The sequence below is a fragment of the Streptomyces sp. NPDC050418 genome, assembly GCF_044458745.1.
In the GTDB taxonomy this organism is placed as follows: Bacteria; Actinomycetota; Actinomycetes; order Streptomycetales; family Streptomycetaceae; genus Streptomyces.
This window is the reverse complement of sequence record NZ_JBITIG010000002.1, coordinates 16,458-34,298: the sequence shown is the minus strand read 5'-3', so window position 1 is coordinate 34,298 and position 17,841 is coordinate 16,458. Positions and strand designations below refer to the sequence as shown.

The following is a 17,841-nucleotide window of genomic DNA, read 5'->3' as shown; positions in this document are numbered from 1 at the left end:
ACCATGAACGAAGCCCACGAAGCCCCCAAGCCCTTCGCGCCGCTTCAGCCCCTGCATTTCGACGACCCCGAGCGCCTCGGCGGCTTCACCCTCCTGGGGCGTCTCGGCGGGGGCGGCATGGGCACGGTGTTCCTGGCCCGGTCCCAGGGCGGGCGCGTGGTCGCGCTGAAGACGGTGCACGAACATCTTGCGCGGGAACCGGAGTTCCGGATGCGGTTCCGGCTGGAGGCGGAGGCCGCGCGGATGATCGGGGCCCGGCACGGGGCGCCGGTCGTGGCCGCCGACACCCAGGGGGTGCTGCCGTGGCTGGCCACGGAGTACCTGCTCGGTCCGTCGCTCGCCGAGGCGGTCGAGCACCACGGCCCGCTGCCTATGCCCGCCGTACGAGCCCTCGGCGCACGGCTCGCCGGTGCGCTCGGCGACATCCACGGTTCAGGAGTCGTCCACCGCGACCTGAAACCGTCGAACATTCTGGTCACCGCCGCCGGTCCGAGGGTCGTCGACTTCGGCATCGCCCGCGCCCTCGGCGCAGGGCGCCTGACCCGCACCGGGCAGGCCGTGGGGACACCCGCATACATGTCGCCGGAGCAGGCCATGGGACGCGATCACGAACCGCCGGGGGACGTGTTCGCCCTGGGCGGGGTCCTGGTGTTCGCGGCCACGGGGCACGGGCCGTTCCCTGGCGCCGACAACGCCGAGGTCCTCTACCGTGTGCGCTGCGGGAACCCGGACCTGAGCGGCGTCCCGGACGCGCTGCTGCCGATCGTCGCCCGCTGCCTCGCCACGCAGCCGGAGACGCGACCGGGGACCGCCGAACTGGTCGGTGAACTAGGCGCCGGCGGCGCCGACTTCGCGAGCGCGCTGCCGGATCCGCTCCTCGCCGACCTCGGGCGACGTGCTGCCGGCGTGTGGGATCTGCGCCCGTCCCGGCGGCCCGCGCCCCCGGCTCCGGCCGCTTTACCGCCCGCCGGGAGGCCGGCCCAAGGGCAGACCCGACGCCGTCTGCTGCTCGCCGGCGTGGGCGGGCTGCTCGCGCTTGGAGCGGCGGGGTCGGCGGTCAGGGGCGCGTCCGGCACCGGGGGGAGCGCGCCCGGCACACCGGGCAGGGCGGCACCGTCCAGGCGGCCCGGCTTCGCGCCCAAGCAGCTGTGGACGTACGACGCCGGGGCGGATGCCACCCTCGAGACCGTCAAGGACGGTGTTGCCGTGGTGCTGGTCGGCGACGGTGACAACACGACGCGGTCGGCCGTCGGTCTCGACGTGCGGACCGGGAAGGTGGTGTGGAAACACCGGCCGTCGCAGAATCTGCTCTTCGCGGAGGCCGGAAGAGGCATTGTGGTCCGTGACCTGTCCAGCTACGCGGACACCGAGCCACCGATCCTCGCCCTCGACCCCGCCACCGGCGGACTCACCCGGTTTGCGGTGCGGCTGGACCGCCCGCTGCTGGATCAGTCCGTGGTCATGGGTGTCACGGCCGACACGCTGTACCTGTGGGGTGAGACCGACGATCGCTTTGTCATCACCGCCTACGCGGCGAGCGACGGCAAGCGGCGATGGGTGCGAGAAGCCGGTGATCTGGATCCGCGTGGACTGGCAAGCGGCGACCTGCTGCTGGTCAGGTCTTCGACGGAACTCGTGGCGCTGGATAAGGCCACCGGTCGCGACCGCTGGCGGACGCGTACCGTTCGTTCGAACCTCGGCCTCGAACGCACCATTCACCACACGTCGGTGGCCCGCGGCCGCATCCACATCGGCGCAGGCGAGGTACGAGCCGTGGAGATCGCCACAGGAGAGACCCTCTGGAGCTTCGGCGCACACCGCACAACCACCAAGGTCCGCCCCACTTACGGCACTCCCGCCGTCCACGGCGACACCATCTACGTCATCACCAGAGGCATCGAAGACCTGGACAGGCCCAACGATCCCTTCGAACTGCTGGCGCTGCGGGCAGCGGACGGCGGGCTGCTGTGGTCGTTCCGCGTCCCCGGTAAGGTCAGACAGGACGTCCCGCCCCGCATCCTCGGCAACACGCTCTACGTCGACACGGGCCGGATTCCCCAGCCTCTCCTCGCCGTGGACCTCACGACCCGCCGTCCGCCCTGGACTTACCACAGCGGCCTCACCGACGACGGCGTCCTTCCTCCATGGACCCGTACCGCCCTGCACCTCGACGACGGCAGCCTCTTCCTCTCCTGCCGCGACCGAGTCCTCAAGTTCCCAACAAGCTCCTGACCGGGCGTGTCCCGGTCGAGAAGAAGACCGGCAGCCGCACAGCATCACCGCAAGGCCGCGAAGTGATCGAACGGGAGGGTTCAATCAACGGCGGATCTGCTGATCAAGGGAGAGACGAGATCCGGCCGCCCGCCGCGACCACGGCCCGCAGGTCTCCCATCTCAGGCCCGTCCTGCGACGCGTTCGTGATCGCGCCGCGCCGGATCGCGCCGCACGTGAAACGACGGTCGCGTTCTCGCTGGAATGGCAGGCCGTTCAGGTCCGGTCCCGGCGCATGAGGTGGCCGTCGCTGCAGACCTGAGGTTCAAAAACAATCACTCATCGAGCGCGGGGTGGTTGCGCAGTGGGCTGGCCGCGGCAGTTCAGAACTTGAAGCCGATGATGCCGGACCCTGGTCTCGTTGCGGCGTGGCGCAGCCAGCCGATGCACTGGAACACGGCGTCGACGACCTCGGGTTCCAGCGGCGGAGCTTGCCCTGAGGCGTCGACCGCCTGTTTAGTGGCCTCGAACTGTTCCAGCGCGCGCAAGCACTGCTCGTGGGTCCAGGTCCCGGACATCGGCGTGTAGCACCACGGCAGAGGAGCGGGCAGGTCGGTGTCCTCGAAATCGGAGGTGGAGACGGCAGTGATGCCGAGTTTCCGCAGTCCCGCGTCCACCACGTGCAGCCAGTCGCCTCGGTGCGGCATGAACGACGAGTTGTCGAGGAACGCCCCGGTCAGCGAACACAACCGATGGTAGGCATAGCCGTATTGGAACGCGTGCTCACGGTCCGCGCTGAACGGACCGCCGAACAACACCGCCTGCAGCGCCTCGTCCGCCGTGGGCGCTCCCTTGGCGAGGGCCCTGCGGTGGTAGTCGTCGTCCCGGTCCAGATCGGCACGGTAGTTTTCGCGGATCACCGTCAGCAGCTGGTCGTTGCGTGAGCCGACGAGCGCCTGCGTGGCGGTCACATCGAGCAAATAGATTTCCAGACCTGAACTCATGATCACACCGTAGACACCCGGCCTGGCCGCGACCGCGGCGGGCTAGCGGGTGATGGCGTTTTGCCTTGCCCAGGACATGTGAGAGTTCGGATCCTGCGGGGCTGACTCGGCCTTGGACGTACGAGGTGCCGGTCGCGCGGCAGGGTCAGTTGGTTGGCACTCTGAACCGCCGGAACAAGTCCGGCACGAACTGGGCCATCAGCCGTCGGGCGGCATTGAGGTCCGCCAGTTCATCATGGCCAAATCGGAACACCTCGTACCCTCTGAGCTTCAGATCGCGGTCAGCCGCCGCCATTCGCGCGTACTTGGCGGTGTCCGGGGTGCGGCCGCGGTCCCGGGTGAAGTGCTGCGAGCCGTCGACCTCCAGGACGACCCGCTGCCCGTCCGGCAGCAGCAGGAGGAAGTCCATGCGGGAATTCAGTAACGCTTGGGGGCCTCGCTCCCGAACGGTCTGGTGGTCCCAGTGGAGCCACACTTCAGGCAGGAGGGCCGGGAACTCAACAGAGGGGGCGAGGACCTGGTGGTAGGCGGTGAAGAGGTTCAGCTGGCCCGGCGAGTTGTGCGGCAAACTCCTGAGAAGTCGCTGATAGAGGTCCGTCCGTGCATCGATCTCGCTGCTGAAGTGGCGGGTGGACTGCCACCAGTCCTGCAGATCGCACCAGCGAAGACCCGTCATGGGGACCTCCTGGTCGTAGACCAGGAGGTCTTTCGGATCCCCTCCGACGATCTCGATGTCGTTGTTCACCGAGGATCGGAAGCGGATGTCCGGCTTGGTGAGCGTGGCGAAGATGAGGTTCTTCGGTCGCCGGTTGCCGTGCGAACGCGTCGACACGATGGCGTATCGCGGATAGCCCTCTTCGTCGCCGACCTTACGCAACTCCGCTCCCGCCGCGCGGAGATGTCTGTTGATCGTCGTGGCGGTGGATTCCTGGAAGCGGTCGTCGAGGAGAACGTCCGCGGACACCAGGCCCTCCAGGAACCGCGCGACGCGCGCGCTCCCGGCGTCGAACACGCCCAGGTGCTCGAAGAGCTCCTCGGTTGACCAGTCACCGGGGTTACGGAAGACGTGCCGCTCTATTCGATCGACCAGAGTCACCGCCCGCCTCCCGTTCAGCAGGTCCTCGAAGGAGGGCCCCGGCTCCTCGCGAAGCCAGAGCCGGTCAAGGAGCCGCAGGAAGGGGTCGTGGTGCCGGGTGAGGTCCGCCAGGTCGAGGGCGCGCGCCACATCGCGGCGGACCTTCTTGACGATCTCGTGTGGCGCCTCCCGCTCCCACAGCAGGTCCTCGAGCTCAAGGCGCATGGACGCGCTCACCGAGAAGTAGTCCTGCTGCAGAACGCGGTGCCCGACCAGCGGCAGCCGAGCATCGGGTACCTGGCTGAAGCTCAACGCGATCCGCTCGCGTTTGCTATGGGCGTCCTGGGGGACCGGCGGCATGGCCAGGTACTCGAAAGCCGGGATCAACTCTCGGTGCGTAAGGATGGAAAGCCCCTCGACAAGCCCGCGCACCAGCGTACGCAGCGCCGCATCATCCCGGGTATCGGCCATCAACCGATGGTCGCAGAGGCCGAGGTACCCAGAGAAGTCCACAGACCAGCCCGCGCTCACTCCCCACCGCGCCAACAGGTCGCCGACGTACAGACCGTCGGCGCGGGGGCCGGCGTGTCGTCGGCGCCCCTGGCGTGCGGGTGCGTACGCTGACGGCTACGGGCTGGGACAGCCCAGGGGCGTGCGATTCACCCGGGTGAAGACGCAGGATGCCCGAAGGGTGTGATGCCCGGTCCCGTTGAAATCCTCCTCGGATTCCTCCTTCATCAGCGGCAGTTCATACTGCGCTTGCCCGGGCCTGCGCGTATGCCGCGATAGGGAGAGCTCCATGCCGCACCGTCGGGATGCTGCGCGGCTGCGCGCAGTTCACGATCTGCTAGACATTCCGTACAGCGCGATCCCGCGCACGTCGAGTGGGCTTCCCGCCCTCGACTCCGCCGATGCTGGCCAACAGCGGTTCCAGGCGGCGTTGTTCACCTGTCTGATGAGTTCCAGCGTGGAGCGTCACGTCTGGGAGCATCCGATGAAGCCGGCGCTGGCGAGCGTCAGCAGCTACGTGAACTGGATCATTCCCTATCCGGATCGGGTGGACCTGCACACCAACACTGCCTGCCGGGTGGCCTCACGCCTGATGCCGCTCCAGTACGGGGAGGACCGGATCTCGGGCATTCCCGGGCTGCGGCTCATCGGCTACGGCAAGCAGCGCCTGCGGCTGCTCCACCTGCCCACCGGCGGCCACCTCGACCTCGTCGACACGCACGCCTGCTCCACGCGCCGCGGCATGGGCCAGGACCTGCGCTTTGAGACCCGCTGGCACCACAAACCGGCTCAACGTCCGCTGTGGCAGCTGGCCGAGGTCACGCCCGAGGAACAAGCCCACCACCTGCACTGGGCCACCGAGCCCTGCACGGCCCTGCGCAGCTCGCTGCTGATCCGGGCGATCTGGATGTACTGGGAGCTGAACCCGAGCTGGAGGCCTGCCGTTCCCGCCGGCGGATACGAGCAGCTGCTCTACACCAAGGCGATCGCGCCGCAGGAGGTTGCCGACCTGCTGACGGTCTCCGAGGTCAGGATCCCGGGGGTGACGTACGAGTCCCGGGGCACCGACGACGGGGTGCTCAGGGCAGGCGGTACTGGCATCACTCTGACTCGGGTGAGGGGCTGAGCGTGTCTGTCGCCGCCCGGGTGAGGTTCACGCCGGGCGGCGACAGTGCGCCTCTACGATTGCGGGAGCGTGGGATCCAGGTGCGCGGCCCGGGACGGCGGGCAACTGCTCGTTATCGAGCGGGTCCAGGGTGCGTCCGATGCGGCCTATGGGCTCCGGGGTTGCCGTCGCGGTGCCATCATGCCCTGACATGATCTAGGGGAGGGCATGATGGCAGCTGGTCGGGCAAGCGGACGCCCTGGTTGTGGGGCGGGATTGCGCTGTGCGCCATCGCGGCGTTCGTGCTGGGCACACCCTATGTTCTGGCAGCTCTTCACGGCCTCCATGGCGATGCGTGGCGTGATGCAGGTGAGGTTGCGGGTGTGTATGGCGGGGTGGCGACGATTCTCGGGATGCTGGCGTTGGCTGGTGTGGCGGGATCACTGCTCCTGCAGGCCCGGGAGGGTGCTGCCAACCGCGAGGTTGCGCAGCGCAGCTTCCACACCGAACTCATTTTGCGGGCCATCGATGACCCGGCCCTGCGGGCGTGCTGGGGTCCTCTGCCGCAGGAAGACGAGGAAGCTCGGCAGCACCTTTACACGAATCTGATCGTGACCTTCTGGCGGTCCATGTTCGAGATCGGCAAGATCACGGACGATCAACTTCGTCTTCTGGCAGCGCAGTTGTTCGCCGGGACCCCGGGCCGCCGCTATTGGGCACTTGCCGGACCTGCCATGAGCGCGCAGTACACGCGGAAACGGGACCGGGAGTTTCTGCTGATACTTCAACTCGCGTGCGACAGGGCATCCGTAAGCGCATCTCCGCCTGCCGGGACTGCCCCAGGGCCGTGACATAGTCTCCGCGGTGGCGGCCCGGCACCTGAGGGGGATGGGAGAGTCCCAGTTCCAGTCATGCAGCGCCCGCCGATGACTCCCACTGCTGCGCCCACGCCGCGCCCTGGGAACCAGGCCAAGGTCTCATGGGGCTCGCGTCCTTCATCGCATCATCACGGACCCTTGAGATCCGGCGGCAGGGCGTGGGCGGCCGCCAGGAGCCGGGAGAGCACCGTGCCGAAGAAGCAGTGCACTGCCGCGAAGAAGGCCAGCGCCGTACAGCGCGCGGGCGGCGGCTAGTTCACCACGCTCCTCGCCGAGGAGACGTGGGGCAAGCGGCTCGACCCGTGGGGCGTACTGCCGGCGACCTGCGCGCGGGCGCCACATCCGGAATCGGAACCGTGCGACCTGGACCGCGACTTCGATGTGGCCGCGTGGAACCGGCTTGTTGTTGCCGAGCGGGCCGCGGCCGCGGCCCGCTGGTAGGCGATGCCCCCGCAGCAGCGGCGGGACGCCGAGGAGCAGGCCCGCGCGTGGGAGTACGAGCAGAACATGGAACCGCCGCTCGGCGACCGCGAAGACTTCGGATGGCACGACTGATGGCCACCGACTGGTACACCGAGCTGGCCAGGTCCTGGGCCGAGCGGCAGCATCGAGAGGACGAGCAGTGGCGTATCCCCGACGGCGGCGCGTGAATCACGCACTGCGCGAAATGGGTCGAGGGAGCTGCTCGGGCCTGCCCGCAGGGCATCGGCCACGGCGGCCCGTGCGGTCTGCCCGCCCAGGACGGCCCGTCGTGCGGGACATCAACCCCACGCGCTCACCGGCGCGTTCACCACCCCGGCCACCGAGGTGTGGTCGCAGGCCCGGATCGGCGGCGAAGAGTCCTTCGACGGCATCTGGGTGCGCGCCACTGCGAGCGACGACCGCGTCTGCCGACCGCATCGAGATCACCCCCCCAGGCCCTCCAGGGCGGCGTACGGCGACCCGCATCACCCTCGCTCAGCCCCGCCCTCGGCGCTGGCGACTCCCTTGCCTACGTGATCCTCGAACGAGAAGGCGTCGAGCACGAGCGGCCGTTCCGCCTCGGCGCCGCCTACGGACCCAACGGCGAAGCCCTCGCGCACGACCTGATCGCCCACATCGACACCTGAATGAGAACCGCCACGCCACACCGCAGCTCACCATCACCCCCATCAAGGCGCCGCCCAGCACGCATGGGCACCACATCACCAAGCACCAAAGCCGACTCACCCTGACCTTCTGAACCCTCGGGGGAGCGGGGTGCCGAGCGGCAGCCCGGGCAGAATCCCAGCCCAATCCTGATGCGCCCCTTCGCGACATGACGTGAAGGGGCCCACGCGCCGCACGGATCGGGATGTCCCGCATCCCAATCGTGGACCGGCCATTCACCGCCGCAGCCGGCGCTTTCGTACTCCTGCGGTCTTGCGGATTGCGTCCGCGAAGGCGGGGGCGATGGTGAACGTCTGGACGGTGCCGTCCTTGAAAGTGAGTTGGACGTTGAACTGGAGTGCGCGTGCCTGTCGCCACTCACAGATGTCGGCCAGCGCCAATTCGAAGATTCGCTCCGGGGACCCCCAGCCGAGGAGCCTGGTCGGGGTGAGCAGGGCGTCGTAGGGCCCAGTGGGGTATTGCTCGGACGCCGGGAGGTTTTCGGGCATTCGGGCAGCATCCAGGGGCAACTTGGCGAGTGCCTGTTCTCCGCCCTTGAGCTGAAGCAGCCCGTCCGATGCGTTGGGTTGTCCCAGCGCGGCCAGCACGTCGTCGACGAAGGTGGCAGCGGCTGCGAGTTGGTGGATCTGCCCGCTGCGCATGGTCAGCATGACGTGGCGAATCCGCCCGTCTTCAACGCGCTGCCTGGGCTCGAAGGACTCGATGCGATCGAGGGGGAACTTCACGATGCGAGGTGGCTCGATGAAGATCAAGGTTCGGTCGGTGAGAACGTAATCGCCGTCGCTCAGCAGCCACTGTGCATAGTGTCGGTACTCCTCGCCCTCGGCGTACGACTCGAACCCTCCAGCTGAGCTCGCCAACGGCTTGTCGTCAGGCAAGAGATGCGCGACGCCCGCGAATCTCTGCCGGACGTTGTCCTGCATGAACTGTTGAGCAGCAGCCCTATCCATTATTTCCCCCCACGGGTTGTTTCGTCGGCCGCATCCTATGAGCTCATGGGGTACCTCAGTATCCGGATGCCACAATGATCGGGCCGCTCCTGCTCGCGCGCAGCTGCGCGAGCTAGGGCCTGTCCGATGGGTCGCGCGAACAGGCTGACTGATGAATCGTTCCGTTCGTTGTGGGGCGGGGCGATCTGACAGATGCGGAGTGGGCCCGGCTGGCACCGCACCTGGCCAAGAGCGCAGGCCGAGGCAGGTGGTGGAAGAGCCACCGGGTGGTGATCAACGGCATTCTCTTCCGGCAACGGACCGGCTATCACGTGGCGGGACTTGCCCATGCGATTCGGCAAGTGGAAGACGGTGCATGACAGGCACTGCAGGTGATCGGCGGACGGTACCTGGGACAAGATCTTGCAGGCCGTCAAGCCGATACCGATAGCGAGGGCCGTCTCGACTGGACGATGGCAGGGGTGGACTCGACGATCTGCCGGGCGCATCATCATGCGGCCGGTGCACGCAAGCAGCCTCCGTGTGTTCCCGGCAGGCGCAGTCGGCCTGCTCATCATCGGGACGACGAAGGGCCGGGCCGTTCCCGAGGAGGGTTGACCACGAAGATCCATTTGGTAGGTGAAGGCGGGCGGCGTCCGCTGGCCGTGCTGATCACACCAGGGCAGGCAGGCGATGGACCGCAGATGATCCCGGTACTGGAGCGCGTCCGCGTGCCGCGCTGGGCCGGCGGGCGTCCGTCCCGGCTTCCCGGTATCGGGAGCCGCTCTGATCTGAAGGTCTCCATGCCGCGTTGTCCAACATCTCCGTGATCTCGGGTTCCGATCCCATGAGGGTTCCAAGATTCTCATCCGAGATGTTCGGATAGGCGGTCTTCACGGCCTCTGTGACAGCTTCTCGGTAGTCGGATACCGGGGAGTCTGCCTTCTGGGTGACGGCAGTCTGTGAGGCGGCCTGAGAGCCGCTCCCGGAGCTGCATGCCGAGACGCCGACTACGAATGTCAGGGCGATAGCGGCACTGGTCAGGGCCTTGGGTCCACTCATGCTCGGCACTGAGGCACGACACCGCTGCTGCTCGGCCCTCACGCTTTCAGGCGCATTGAGTCGATTGGACCGACGCGGTGTCAACAGCCATCGGCCGCTGTGTCGCTCACTGTTGCATCGTCCGCTGAGAGCGTGACCTTGAAGGCTCGGCAGCTGGAGACTTCACCGCCACCGAGCGCGGATGCGTGCGTCCCGTGGACCAGTGCCTTGATGGTCACCACGTTTTGGGCGCGCGCTGTGTCCCGGACGCCGGCTTGTGACATTCGGAGTGCTTGACGGATTTCCTCGTCTGTCAGGTCCCCATCCCGTGCGGCGGACCGCAGGCGCTCTCGCGCGTCAGCAACTGACGCGTTGAGCTGGTCGTGGGCTCTTTCGTCTGCGTTTGCGCGTTGATAGGCGAGGCTTCCTAGAAGGACGCCGAGCAGACAGAGGCCCGCGATGAGGGCGATGAGGCACCCGCCGGTCAGAGAGATGCGTCGCATCCCACTGACCGGTGGTATGTCGCGTTCGCTGCGTATGGGAATGTTGTTACTTCCCTTGTAGTCAATGGCGTTGAGGGTGTCGTTCATGACCGCCGCGTAGCCGGTTGTACCCGAATGCTTGGGGTGGTAGGACTCGCGGCTCAGGCAGGTGTTCACAACATACGGGCAGACCGTCGTGACATCGTCGCCCTTGTGAAAGTCTCCGTCCCCCTCAGGGCCTGCCACCATGCCGTTGATCCATTCATCGCTGTCGCAGAGGCCGTGCCCTTCGAACTTGGCGATCGGGTCGGCGTAGGCCACCTTGACGCCTGCAGTCTTGAGGTCGGCGACCATGGCGGACTGTTTATCCCGGATGTAGTCGGCTAGTTCGTTCATCACGGTGACGTTGGAGCCGATGCAGTCGGCGCGGTGTGGACGTCAATCTGCTGCGGTGGTGCGGGCCAGTATGACGCCGCCGACGATGAGTGCGGCTGCGGCGATGCGGCCGACGGAGACGGGGTCTTTGTGGACCACGATCCCGAGGATGATGGCACCGATGGCGCCGATGCCGGTGAAGACCGCGTAGGCGGTGCCGACGGGCAGGCTTTCCATGGATTTCGACAGCAGGTAGACCGCGCCCATCATCAGGACCAGGGAGATCGCGGTCGGCAGGGGGCGGGTGAAGCCCTCGGTGGGTTTGATGCTCTGCGACCAGACGACTTCCACCAGGCCGGCGGCTATCAGCAGGGTCCAGGTCATCGGAGTTCGCCTCCCAGGGTGCGGGCCGCGGCCAGGGCGGCGGCGCGGGACAGTTCGTGCTGCGGGCGGTGTGCGGCGAGTGCCGGGTCGAGGTGGGTGTTGACCAGCTCGGTGTTGAGGAAGATCGCGTCGTCGCCCATGACGCGGTAGTGGCCGGCGAAGAAGTCGCGCAGGTAACGCTCGTGATGGTCGTACGGCTCACGTGGCGTGCCCGGGCCGTAGGCGCCACCGCGGGCGCCGGCGACGACGAACTTCCGCGGCGCGAGGGACATCTTGGGGAAGGTCACCTGGTCCAGCCACGCTTTGAGCGCGGACGGGACGGAGAAGTTGTACATCGGCGTCGCTATGAGCACGACATCCGCGGTGACCAGTTCGGCGAGCAGCGGCTCGATGATCGCCCACGCTTGTGTCTGGGCCGGGGTGCGTACGGCCTCCTTGTAGCGGTCGATGTTGGTGATCTGGTGCTCGAGGACGTAGTCGCACAACTCGGTCCAGGGCTCCGTGATGTGCGGGACCGGGTCGGCGGCGAGGTCGCGGTGGATGTGGTGGCCGTCGGGGTGTGCCGTGCGCCAGGCCGTCGCGAAAGCATCGCCGAGTTCGCGGCTGAAGGAGGTGCGGCGGGCGCTGGCGTCAAGGTGGAGCAGTACAGCCATGAGGGGTCCCCTCCAGGAACACTTAAGTGGACGGCGTGTCCGTATCGACAGTGACACGTAACTGGACGCACTGTCCACATATTCCGTACGGTGGTCGCATGACGAAGCCGGAGCGGGCCGACGCCGCCAGAAACCGGGTCAAAGTCCTGGATGCCGCCCGGCAGTTGTTCGTGGAGAAGGATCCGCGAGCGGTGACGATGGAGGACATCGCCCGCGCGGCAGGTGTCGGGAGGGGCACGCTGTATCGCCGCTATCCCGACACCGCCTCCATCGCGACGGCCCTGCTCGATGAACACGAGCGGGCGCTGCAGGAGCAGATGATCCATGGCCCGCCACCGCTGGGCCCGGGCGCGCCGCCGGCCGAGCGGCTGGCCGCCTTCTACGCGGCGATGACCGATCTGCTCACCGACCACATCGGCCTGGTATTGGGCGCCGAGACGGGCCCCGCCCGCTTTGCCACCGGCGCGTACGGCTTCTGGCGGCTGCACGTACTCGCGCTGTTGCGCGAAGCGAAGGTGCCGCATCCCGAGGCGCTGTGCGACATCCTCCTCGCACCGCTGGCCCCCGAGGTGTTCGCGCACCAGCGTGAGCGGGGCCTGGACACCGCGGCCATCAAGACAGCGCTCACCCGCCTCGTTGAGGGCGTCCTGGGGGCTCTGCACTGATCCGTGGGCCGGCTGTCCGGCCTCGCGGATCAGGGGTCACGAACAAGGGGGCCGCACACAGGCTGTGTGCCGGTGGCGGCTCTACCGGTCCGTGGTGACGGGGTCGTAGGCGGGATTGCTCACTTTGCTGAGGAAGCGATTCTTGATCACTCGGTGATCATCTGGTGTCCGGTGTGCGTCACCATGGGGCCACTCGAACGTGGGCGCGTCCGTGCCGGAACCGCTGTGGGGCGGCGGCCGGGAGGGCCTTCGTCGGAGGCGATCGGCAAGATTGCGGCCATGAACGTCACTCCAGTCGCGCCGCCACGGCCCACCGGCAGTTGCAGGGTCTGCCATGATCGTCGCCATGGGGATGGACATTGCTACGGCCGGGGTGGCTGACTTCCATGAGGTCCTGACTGACCACCCCCGTTACTGGGGCGAACGCGACCTTCGGTCGCTACACCTTCTCGCGCTGGTGCAGGAGTTCGGTTCAACCTGCCTGGTTGCCCGCGCCGATGACGGAATCCGTGGGTACATCTTTGGGTTCGTCACCCCGGACGGCACCGGGTACGTGCATCTGATCGCCACGCGGGACGACGCCCGTGGCACCGGTCTCGGCCGTCGTCTGTATACGGCGTTCGCCGAAGCAGCGGAGCGCCACGGTGCACGGCGGTTGAAGGCGATCACGTCGACCGAGAACACCGGCTCCATCGCCTTCCACCGAAGCCTCGGCTTCAACACGAAGATCGTCGATGACTACAACGGCCCCGGCCAGGCCATGGCCGTCTTCCACCGAGACCTGCCGCTCAGCGTCACGTAGCGCGGCCCGCCAGCCGTCACTGGGAGTTGCTCCGCAGGCTGCTGAGGACCTGGTGGACGCGCTGCTGCTCACGCGGGGAGCCGGTGTCAGGAGCGGTGGCGCGGGATCAGGTGCTGTGCCCGTACGGATGGTGATGGTCAGGCTGTTGGCTTCGGGGTGCATCCGCACTGGCACTTCGATGCCTTTGGTTTGACCAGCACCATCGGGATGAAGATGGCCACGGAGTAGGCGAGCACGCAGAAGGTGAGCATCCAGGTCCGTACGGCGACAGGTGCCTCGTGGAATGTTGACCACAGCAGAACGGCTCCGACGACCAGGCAGAGGAACCACCAGGCCATGAGTGCCCACCAGGCCAGCTGGGAGCGTCGGTTGTGGCGCAGTACTTGCTCGTGTATCTCGGCCCGCCGCGGGGTGTGCATGGGGTCAGGCCTCGACGTATGCGACCAGGATGAGGGTGCCGAGCGCGGTTGGCACGTACACGATGCGGACTCCGTGGTCGGCTGTTCTGTGGGGGTTCTGCGGGTCTCGGCCGTGAGGACGTCGTAGTTTTCGCAGTACAGATGGCTCTTGCTAGCAAGGTAGAGAGTGCAACACCTGTGGTGCAAGCGATGTTACTCGGACGGGTTGTCAGACCGAGGCGGCCCTGGCGAGAACGTCGCGGATGAACGGCGGGATCGAATGTGAGCCGCTGACCTGACCCGTGCTCGTCGGTGATCTCGAAGAGCTCGGCCAGGTCGGTCACGACGAGGCCGGCTTCTTCGGCCAGTTCCCGGACGATGGCATCGGCTGGCATCTCGCCAGGGTCGCAGCCACCCCCGAGAGCCGACCAGTGTCCAGGCCTTGCGATGCCGACCACGTCATCTCGCAGATGTATCAGGAGATCGTGATTGCTGTTGCGGATGACGGCGATGCCCCGCGGGTGGGCTGCCGTCGACAAGCTGCCGAGTATGGAAAAGCCGACGGAGTGAGGACTCACTCATTGACGGAGTGAGTCCTCACTCCGTACTCTTGCGGTCATGACAGCACCCAAGGAGAACCAGACCACCCGCCGCCGCGCCCCCGCCATGTCGCCGGAGCAGCGCCGTGGAATGATCATCCAGACCGCGATTCCGCTGATCACCGAGTACGGCTCCGCCGTGACGACCGCGAAGATCGCCCGCGCCGCGGGCATCGGCGAGGGCACGATCTTCCGCGTCTTCACCGACAAGGACGAACTGCTGCAAGCCTGCATGGCCGAGGCGCTCTCCCCCGAGAATGCGGTCCGCGAGCTCGACGCGATCGACGTGTCTCAGCCGCTGCCCGGCCGGCTCGCGGAGGCGGCCGAGGCGCTGCAGGCGCACATGGACAGGATGGGCGCGATCCTCGGCTCGCTGGGGCATCGCGGCGGCAAGCACCCCGGCACGGTGCGCGGCGCGGGCCGCGACGAGTCGACGGCCCGTATCCGCGCGGCCCTCGCGGAGTTGCTGGAGCCCGACAAGGCCGGCCTGCGCCGACCGCCGGAGCAGATCGCGGCCCTCTTCATCGGGCTGCTTTTCACCCAGCCGCGTACGGAGGGCGAGCCCGACCTGTCCCCGCAGGAGCTGGTGGAGGTCTTCCTGCACGGGGCACTCTCGGGGGGCGCCAAGTGAGCGCGCGGAGAAGGCGCCTGGGGGTTGCGGCCCTGGCCGTCCTGGCTCCCGTCCTGGTGTGGCTGGTCGCGGACCCACTGCTGGGGCACCGGCTGCGGATCGCCGATGGCGAGCAGACGCTCGCCATCGGCGCCGTGCCCGTGGCGGTCGTCGCACTGCTCGCGTCGCTCTCCGGCTGGGGTCTGCTGGCAGCCCTGGAGCGGTTCGGGGCGCGGCGCGCCCGCGCCATCTGGATAGGGGTGGCCGGCACCGTACTGGCTGTGTCCTTCCTGCCGTTGATCGGTGACGGCATGGACGGCGGCACCCGGGTCTTCCTCGCTCTGATGCACCTGGTGGTGGCGGCGGTGCTGATCCCGGGGCTGGGCGGCAGGTCCCCTGGGGCGGGAGCCGGTGCTGCCAGGGGATGACCGCCAGCACCAAGTACGCCGCGAACAGCACCAGATGGAGGCACGTCGCGCGGCTAGGGATGACCGTCAGAGCGCCCACCACGATCGAGATGAAGAGCGATACCTGGTGGGGCGGGCCGAGGCCCAGGGGGCGTGTCGTTGGCGTAGAGCCGGGCCATGTATTCGCGGTTGACCGAGCGGGCCGCTTCGAGGTCCTCCTCGCTCTCTTGGAGTCGTCGACGGAGTTCGACGGCTTCCTGTTCCAGCTCGGTGATGCGGCCGGTCAGGGTCTCGACGTCCGGCGGTGCCGCAAGTCCCGCCTCGCGCCAGATCTCTTCGCCGCGTGCGGCGGACAGGCGGCCACGAAGCTGCTGATTCTCCTTGGCCAGACGGGTGTTGCGGTCCTGCGCATTCGCGAGGTCAGCAAGCAATGAGGGTCGGCTGACGGTCTCGCCTGTGGTGGGCGGTGGTTCCGCGGCCTGGGTGTGGATCATGTTGAGGAGGTCAAACGCAGCCTCCCAGTTGGAGACCGAGGCATCCGTCTCAAGGTCCCACGTGGACATGCGTCGCCCACAAAGTCGGTGATCTCGGGTACGCGTCCCGCAGGTCCCGGGTAGCTGTGTGGAGTGCTAGTGGTGCGAGGGCTGGGTCGAGATGTCCCTGGCTGTCGCGCAGCCCGGTGTAGAAGGATTCGGTGATGTCCCTCGCCGCCTCGCTGTCCAAGTCCCATAATGTCCCGATCACATGCGGGAAATCAGCCAGTTGAAAGGCGGAGGCCAGATGGATCGCTTCGTCGATGAGCTCGGTCGTGCCCGCGTCCGCCGTACGGCATGCGGATAGGAAGGCCAGTTGTGCGTCGCCTGTGAGTGCAGTCATCAGGTCGGCCACGATCAGCGGGCTTTGTTGATGATCCGTCAGTAGCAGCTGGCTACGTGTGGGGACGTTCGGGTCCGTCCGGCCGTGACAGGCGAAATGGGCGATGAGGCAATCTCTCAATGCGGCCAGTACATGGGCTTTGGTGGGAGCCGGAACTCCCGGTAGGGAGTCTGGAGTTGCCAACACGGTGCTGTCGGGCAGTTGTCGGCGCACCGCGGTGACCTCCTCGCGGACGTGCATGAGCGGCTTGGCCAGGCCAGGGGTAGATCGCATCCCCACGATCAGCGAGCGAGGATGCGGAATGCGCGGAGCGCGCCGGCGCTTGCGGGACCGGGTGCCCGTTGCCCGTCTATTACCGGGCCGTGGTGATCCAGAGCCCGGAGCACGGGTTCCGCTGCCGCCTCCCATAGCCAGTCCAGCACGTCCGCGAGCTGGTCCTGTGCGTCGAGTCGGCGGTGCAGGTCTGGGTGCCCAGTCTCCCGCAGTGCGGCGTGGAAGGTGTTGACGCGGTCCACGAGTGTGCGGTAGCCCAGCTTGGGCAGTTCGAGGGGGATTTGGCCGTCGGCGGTCAGCAGCAGGGCGTCGCTGCGGAAAGCCGACACGTTGAAGATCACTATGGCTCCGTCTGCGGCGAGGTCTCGCAGCAGCTCGTCGGTCCATTCGTGCTCCCCGGGCTCAGTCGGCTGTTGGCGCAGGAGCTGAGTGATCGGTCAGTGCTTCGTGCAGCGGCGCATCGGCTGCGCGGGCGGTATCGATTAGCTGCCAGAACGTATCCGTGTCCATGGCGGATGACTGTGCCACGAGCCGCTGACACGGCTGTGAGGGGGCTCGTGCCACGGTGGGCAGACCGATGTGAGAACAATGCGGTTTGCGGTGCCGCTCATCCACCTCGTGACCTGGCGGTGGACGTCGAGGAAAGTCGGCCTCGTAGCTGGTGTAGGCCCAGCCGGGCGCATCACCCCTGGTGCGGCCCGACTGGCCCGGTCGCTCACCTTGCTGGGTGCGCTCGCCTTCGGCCCGGTCGTGGCGGCCGCCGCGCTCGGTATGGACCAATGAGCGATCTTCGACTCGCCGCGCCACCCCGTACGTCCTCTACCTGGCCGCCTTCTTCGTCCTCCAGCCCGGTTCCCATGGCCTGCGGGGCCTGGACGCCTGGCTTGGCGGCAAGCCGGTCCAAGGCATCCACGACATCGGCAGCATGGTCGCGCTCATGGTCGCGATCGCCCCAGGGCATGCTGGCCGCGGCAGTCGCGTTTCCTGTCACTCGAACAGTCCATCAGGACTTGTGTCGGGTTTCCCCTGAGGAAATGCCACGTGCCTGGAACCCACAAATCGTGATCGTCCCTTAGCTGCACGGGGTGGGGCAGCAGGTGGCCATGGGCGTCCTCCAGCGCGTGCAGGCCAACGGCCAGGCGCTGGTTCAGCTGGCGGCGCGGAATGCGCTCGGTGAGATCGAACAAGCGCTGGTAACGCCCGTCCTGGCGGAGCGCGGGGATGTACTTCCGGTCGACCCCGCCCACCTATGACAGTCCCTTCGGCTCGTTCGGGGTGGCGCAGGGAGTGGGGCCGGCACGGCCGATCAGATCAATGGCCGATAAGGAGCCCAACCAACTGGCGGCATGGCCATGCACATGCCAGAGCGTCATATCGATGCGTACGCTCCCCTCTCAACGCACGCGACCCGCGCG

Annotated in this window: 18 protein-coding genes and 1 pseudogene; 8 read left to right on the top strand and 11 right to left on the bottom strand. The window is 67.4% G+C overall.

All coding sequences use genetic code 11. The annotated features are described in order from the left end of the window. The first annotated feature begins 3 nt into the window (after positions 1-3). Positions 4-2,232, top strand: a complete 2,229-nt coding sequence (locus ACIBI4_RS04330; protein WP_399202066.1) for a PQQ-binding-like beta-propeller repeat protein — start codon at positions 4-6, stop codon at positions 2,230-2,232. Positions 2,233-2,594: 362 nt separating this feature from the next. On the opposite strand, the gene ACIBI4_RS04325 is transcribed toward ACIBI4_RS04330, so the two are convergent. Both ACIBI4_RS04325 and ACIBI4_RS04320 read right to left on the bottom strand, forming a co-directional pair. Then, a complete protein-coding gene (locus ACIBI4_RS04325; RefSeq protein WP_399202065.1) occupies positions 2,595-3,215 on the bottom strand; it encodes a hypothetical protein in 621 nt (206 codons plus the stop codon). A 145-nt stretch (positions 3,216-3,360) separates the two neighbouring features. Then, on the bottom strand, positions 3,361-4,761 hold the full coding sequence (locus ACIBI4_RS04320; protein WP_399202064.1) for a hypothetical protein: 1,401 nt from the start codon (positions 4,759-4,761) through the stop codon (positions 3,361-3,363). Positions 4,762-5,089: 328 nt separating this feature from the next. Here ACIBI4_RS04320 and ACIBI4_RS04315 point away from each other — a divergent pair, with 328 nt between their 5' ends. Both ACIBI4_RS04315 and ACIBI4_RS04310 read left to right on the top strand, forming a co-directional pair. Continuing rightward, positions 5,090-5,926 carry a hypothetical protein gene (locus tag ACIBI4_RS04315; protein ID WP_399202063.1) on the top strand — a complete coding sequence of 279 codons (837 nt, stop codon included), beginning with the start codon at positions 5,090-5,092 and terminating at the stop codon, positions 5,924-5,926. A gap of 281 nt (positions 5,927-6,207) precedes the next feature. Continuing rightward, on the top strand, positions 6,208-6,756 hold the full coding sequence (locus tag ACIBI4_RS04310) for a DUF6082 family protein (RefSeq protein WP_399202062.1): 549 nt from the start codon (positions 6,208-6,210) through the stop codon (positions 6,754-6,756). A 1,391-nt stretch (positions 6,757-8,147) separates the two neighbouring features. On the opposite strand, the gene ACIBI4_RS04305 is transcribed toward ACIBI4_RS04310, so the two are convergent. Further along, positions 8,148-8,855 (bottom strand): hypothetical protein, encoded by a 708-nt coding sequence (locus ACIBI4_RS04305; RefSeq protein WP_399202061.1) that lies wholly within the window; start codon positions 8,853-8,855, stop codon positions 8,148-8,150. Positions 8,856-9,052: 197 nt separating this feature from the next. Between ACIBI4_RS04305 and ACIBI4_RS04300 the strand changes: the two are divergent. Continuing rightward, a pseudogene (locus ACIBI4_RS04300) lies at positions 9,053-9,631 on the top strand (IS5 family transposase); the annotation flags it as partial. A gap of 372 nt (positions 9,632-10,003) precedes the next feature. Here ACIBI4_RS04300 and ACIBI4_RS04295 read toward each other — a convergent pair. The 3 genes from ACIBI4_RS04295 to ACIBI4_RS04285 are packed head-to-tail and all read right to left on the bottom strand — an operon-like array spanning position 10,004 to position 11,796. Next, complete coding sequence (locus ACIBI4_RS04295) at positions 10,004-10,780, bottom strand: hypothetical protein (protein ID WP_399202060.1); 777 nt, start codon at positions 10,778-10,780, stop codon at positions 10,004-10,006. A 42-nt stretch (positions 10,781-10,822) separates the two neighbouring features. After that, positions 10,823-11,143, bottom strand: coding sequence for a DMT family transporter (locus tag ACIBI4_RS04290; protein ID WP_399202059.1), 321 nt, complete (start codon positions 11,141-11,143; stop codon positions 10,823-10,825). Continuing rightward, positions 11,140-11,796 carry an FMN-dependent NADH-azoreductase gene (locus tag ACIBI4_RS04285; RefSeq protein WP_399202058.1) on the bottom strand — a complete coding sequence of 219 codons (657 nt, stop codon included), beginning with the start codon at positions 11,794-11,796 and terminating at the stop codon, positions 11,140-11,142. Before ACIBI4_RS04285 ends, ACIBI4_RS04290 begins: the two co-directional genes overlap by 4 nt. Positions 11,797-11,894: 98 nt before the next feature. Here ACIBI4_RS04285 and ACIBI4_RS04280 point away from each other — a divergent pair, with 98 nt between their 5' ends. Then, entirely contained in the window at positions 11,895-12,461 is a 567-nt protein-coding gene (locus ACIBI4_RS04280; RefSeq protein WP_399202057.1) for a TetR/AcrR family transcriptional regulator, read from the top strand. 334 nt (positions 12,462-12,795) lie between these two features. Further along, positions 12,796-13,263, top strand: coding sequence for a GNAT family N-acetyltransferase (locus tag ACIBI4_RS04275; RefSeq protein WP_399202056.1), 468 nt, complete (start codon positions 12,796-12,798; stop codon positions 13,261-13,263). A gap of 106 nt (positions 13,264-13,369) precedes the next feature. Here the strand turns inward: ACIBI4_RS04275 and ACIBI4_RS04270 are convergent, their stop codons facing one another. After that, positions 13,370-14,119 (bottom strand): NUDIX domain-containing protein, encoded by a 750-nt coding sequence (locus ACIBI4_RS04270; protein WP_399202639.1) that lies wholly within the window; start codon positions 14,117-14,119, stop codon positions 13,370-13,372. Positions 14,120-14,279: 160 nt separating this feature from the next. On the opposite strand from ACIBI4_RS04270, the gene ACIBI4_RS04265 reads away from it, so the two are divergent. Together ACIBI4_RS04265 and ACIBI4_RS04260 are read left to right on the top strand one after the other, a co-directional pair. Further along, positions 14,280-14,891, top strand: coding sequence for a TetR/AcrR family transcriptional regulator (locus tag ACIBI4_RS04265; RefSeq protein WP_399202055.1), 612 nt, complete (start codon positions 14,280-14,282; stop codon positions 14,889-14,891). Then, complete coding sequence (locus tag ACIBI4_RS04260) at positions 14,888-15,298, top strand: DUF6069 family protein (protein ID WP_399202054.1); 411 nt, start codon at positions 14,888-14,890, stop codon at positions 15,296-15,298. Before ACIBI4_RS04265 ends, ACIBI4_RS04260 begins: the two co-directional genes overlap by 4 nt. A gap of 53 nt (positions 15,299-15,351) precedes the next feature. Here ACIBI4_RS04260 and ACIBI4_RS04255 read toward each other — a convergent pair whose 3' ends face one another. From ACIBI4_RS04255 to ACIBI4_RS04240, 4 genes are all read right to left on the bottom strand, one after another. After that, positions 15,352-15,840, bottom strand: a complete 489-nt coding sequence (locus ACIBI4_RS04255) for a hypothetical protein (protein ID WP_399202053.1) — start codon at positions 15,838-15,840, stop codon at positions 15,352-15,354. Continuing rightward, positions 15,821-16,426, bottom strand: a complete 606-nt coding sequence (locus ACIBI4_RS04250) for a CHAT domain-containing protein (RefSeq protein WP_399202052.1) — start codon at positions 16,424-16,426, stop codon at positions 15,821-15,823. Before ACIBI4_RS04250 ends, ACIBI4_RS04255 begins: the two co-directional genes overlap by 20 nt. Positions 16,427-16,434: 8 nt before the next feature. Next, positions 16,435-16,767 carry a hypothetical protein gene (locus tag ACIBI4_RS04245; protein WP_399202051.1) on the bottom strand — a complete coding sequence of 111 codons (333 nt, stop codon included), beginning with the start codon at positions 16,765-16,767 and terminating at the stop codon, positions 16,435-16,437. A gap of 594 nt (positions 16,768-17,361) precedes the next feature. Continuing rightward, entirely contained in the window at positions 17,362-17,673 is a 312-nt protein-coding gene (locus ACIBI4_RS04240; RefSeq protein WP_399202050.1) for a hypothetical protein, read from the bottom strand. Between the last annotated feature and the right edge of the window lie 168 nt (positions 17,674-17,841).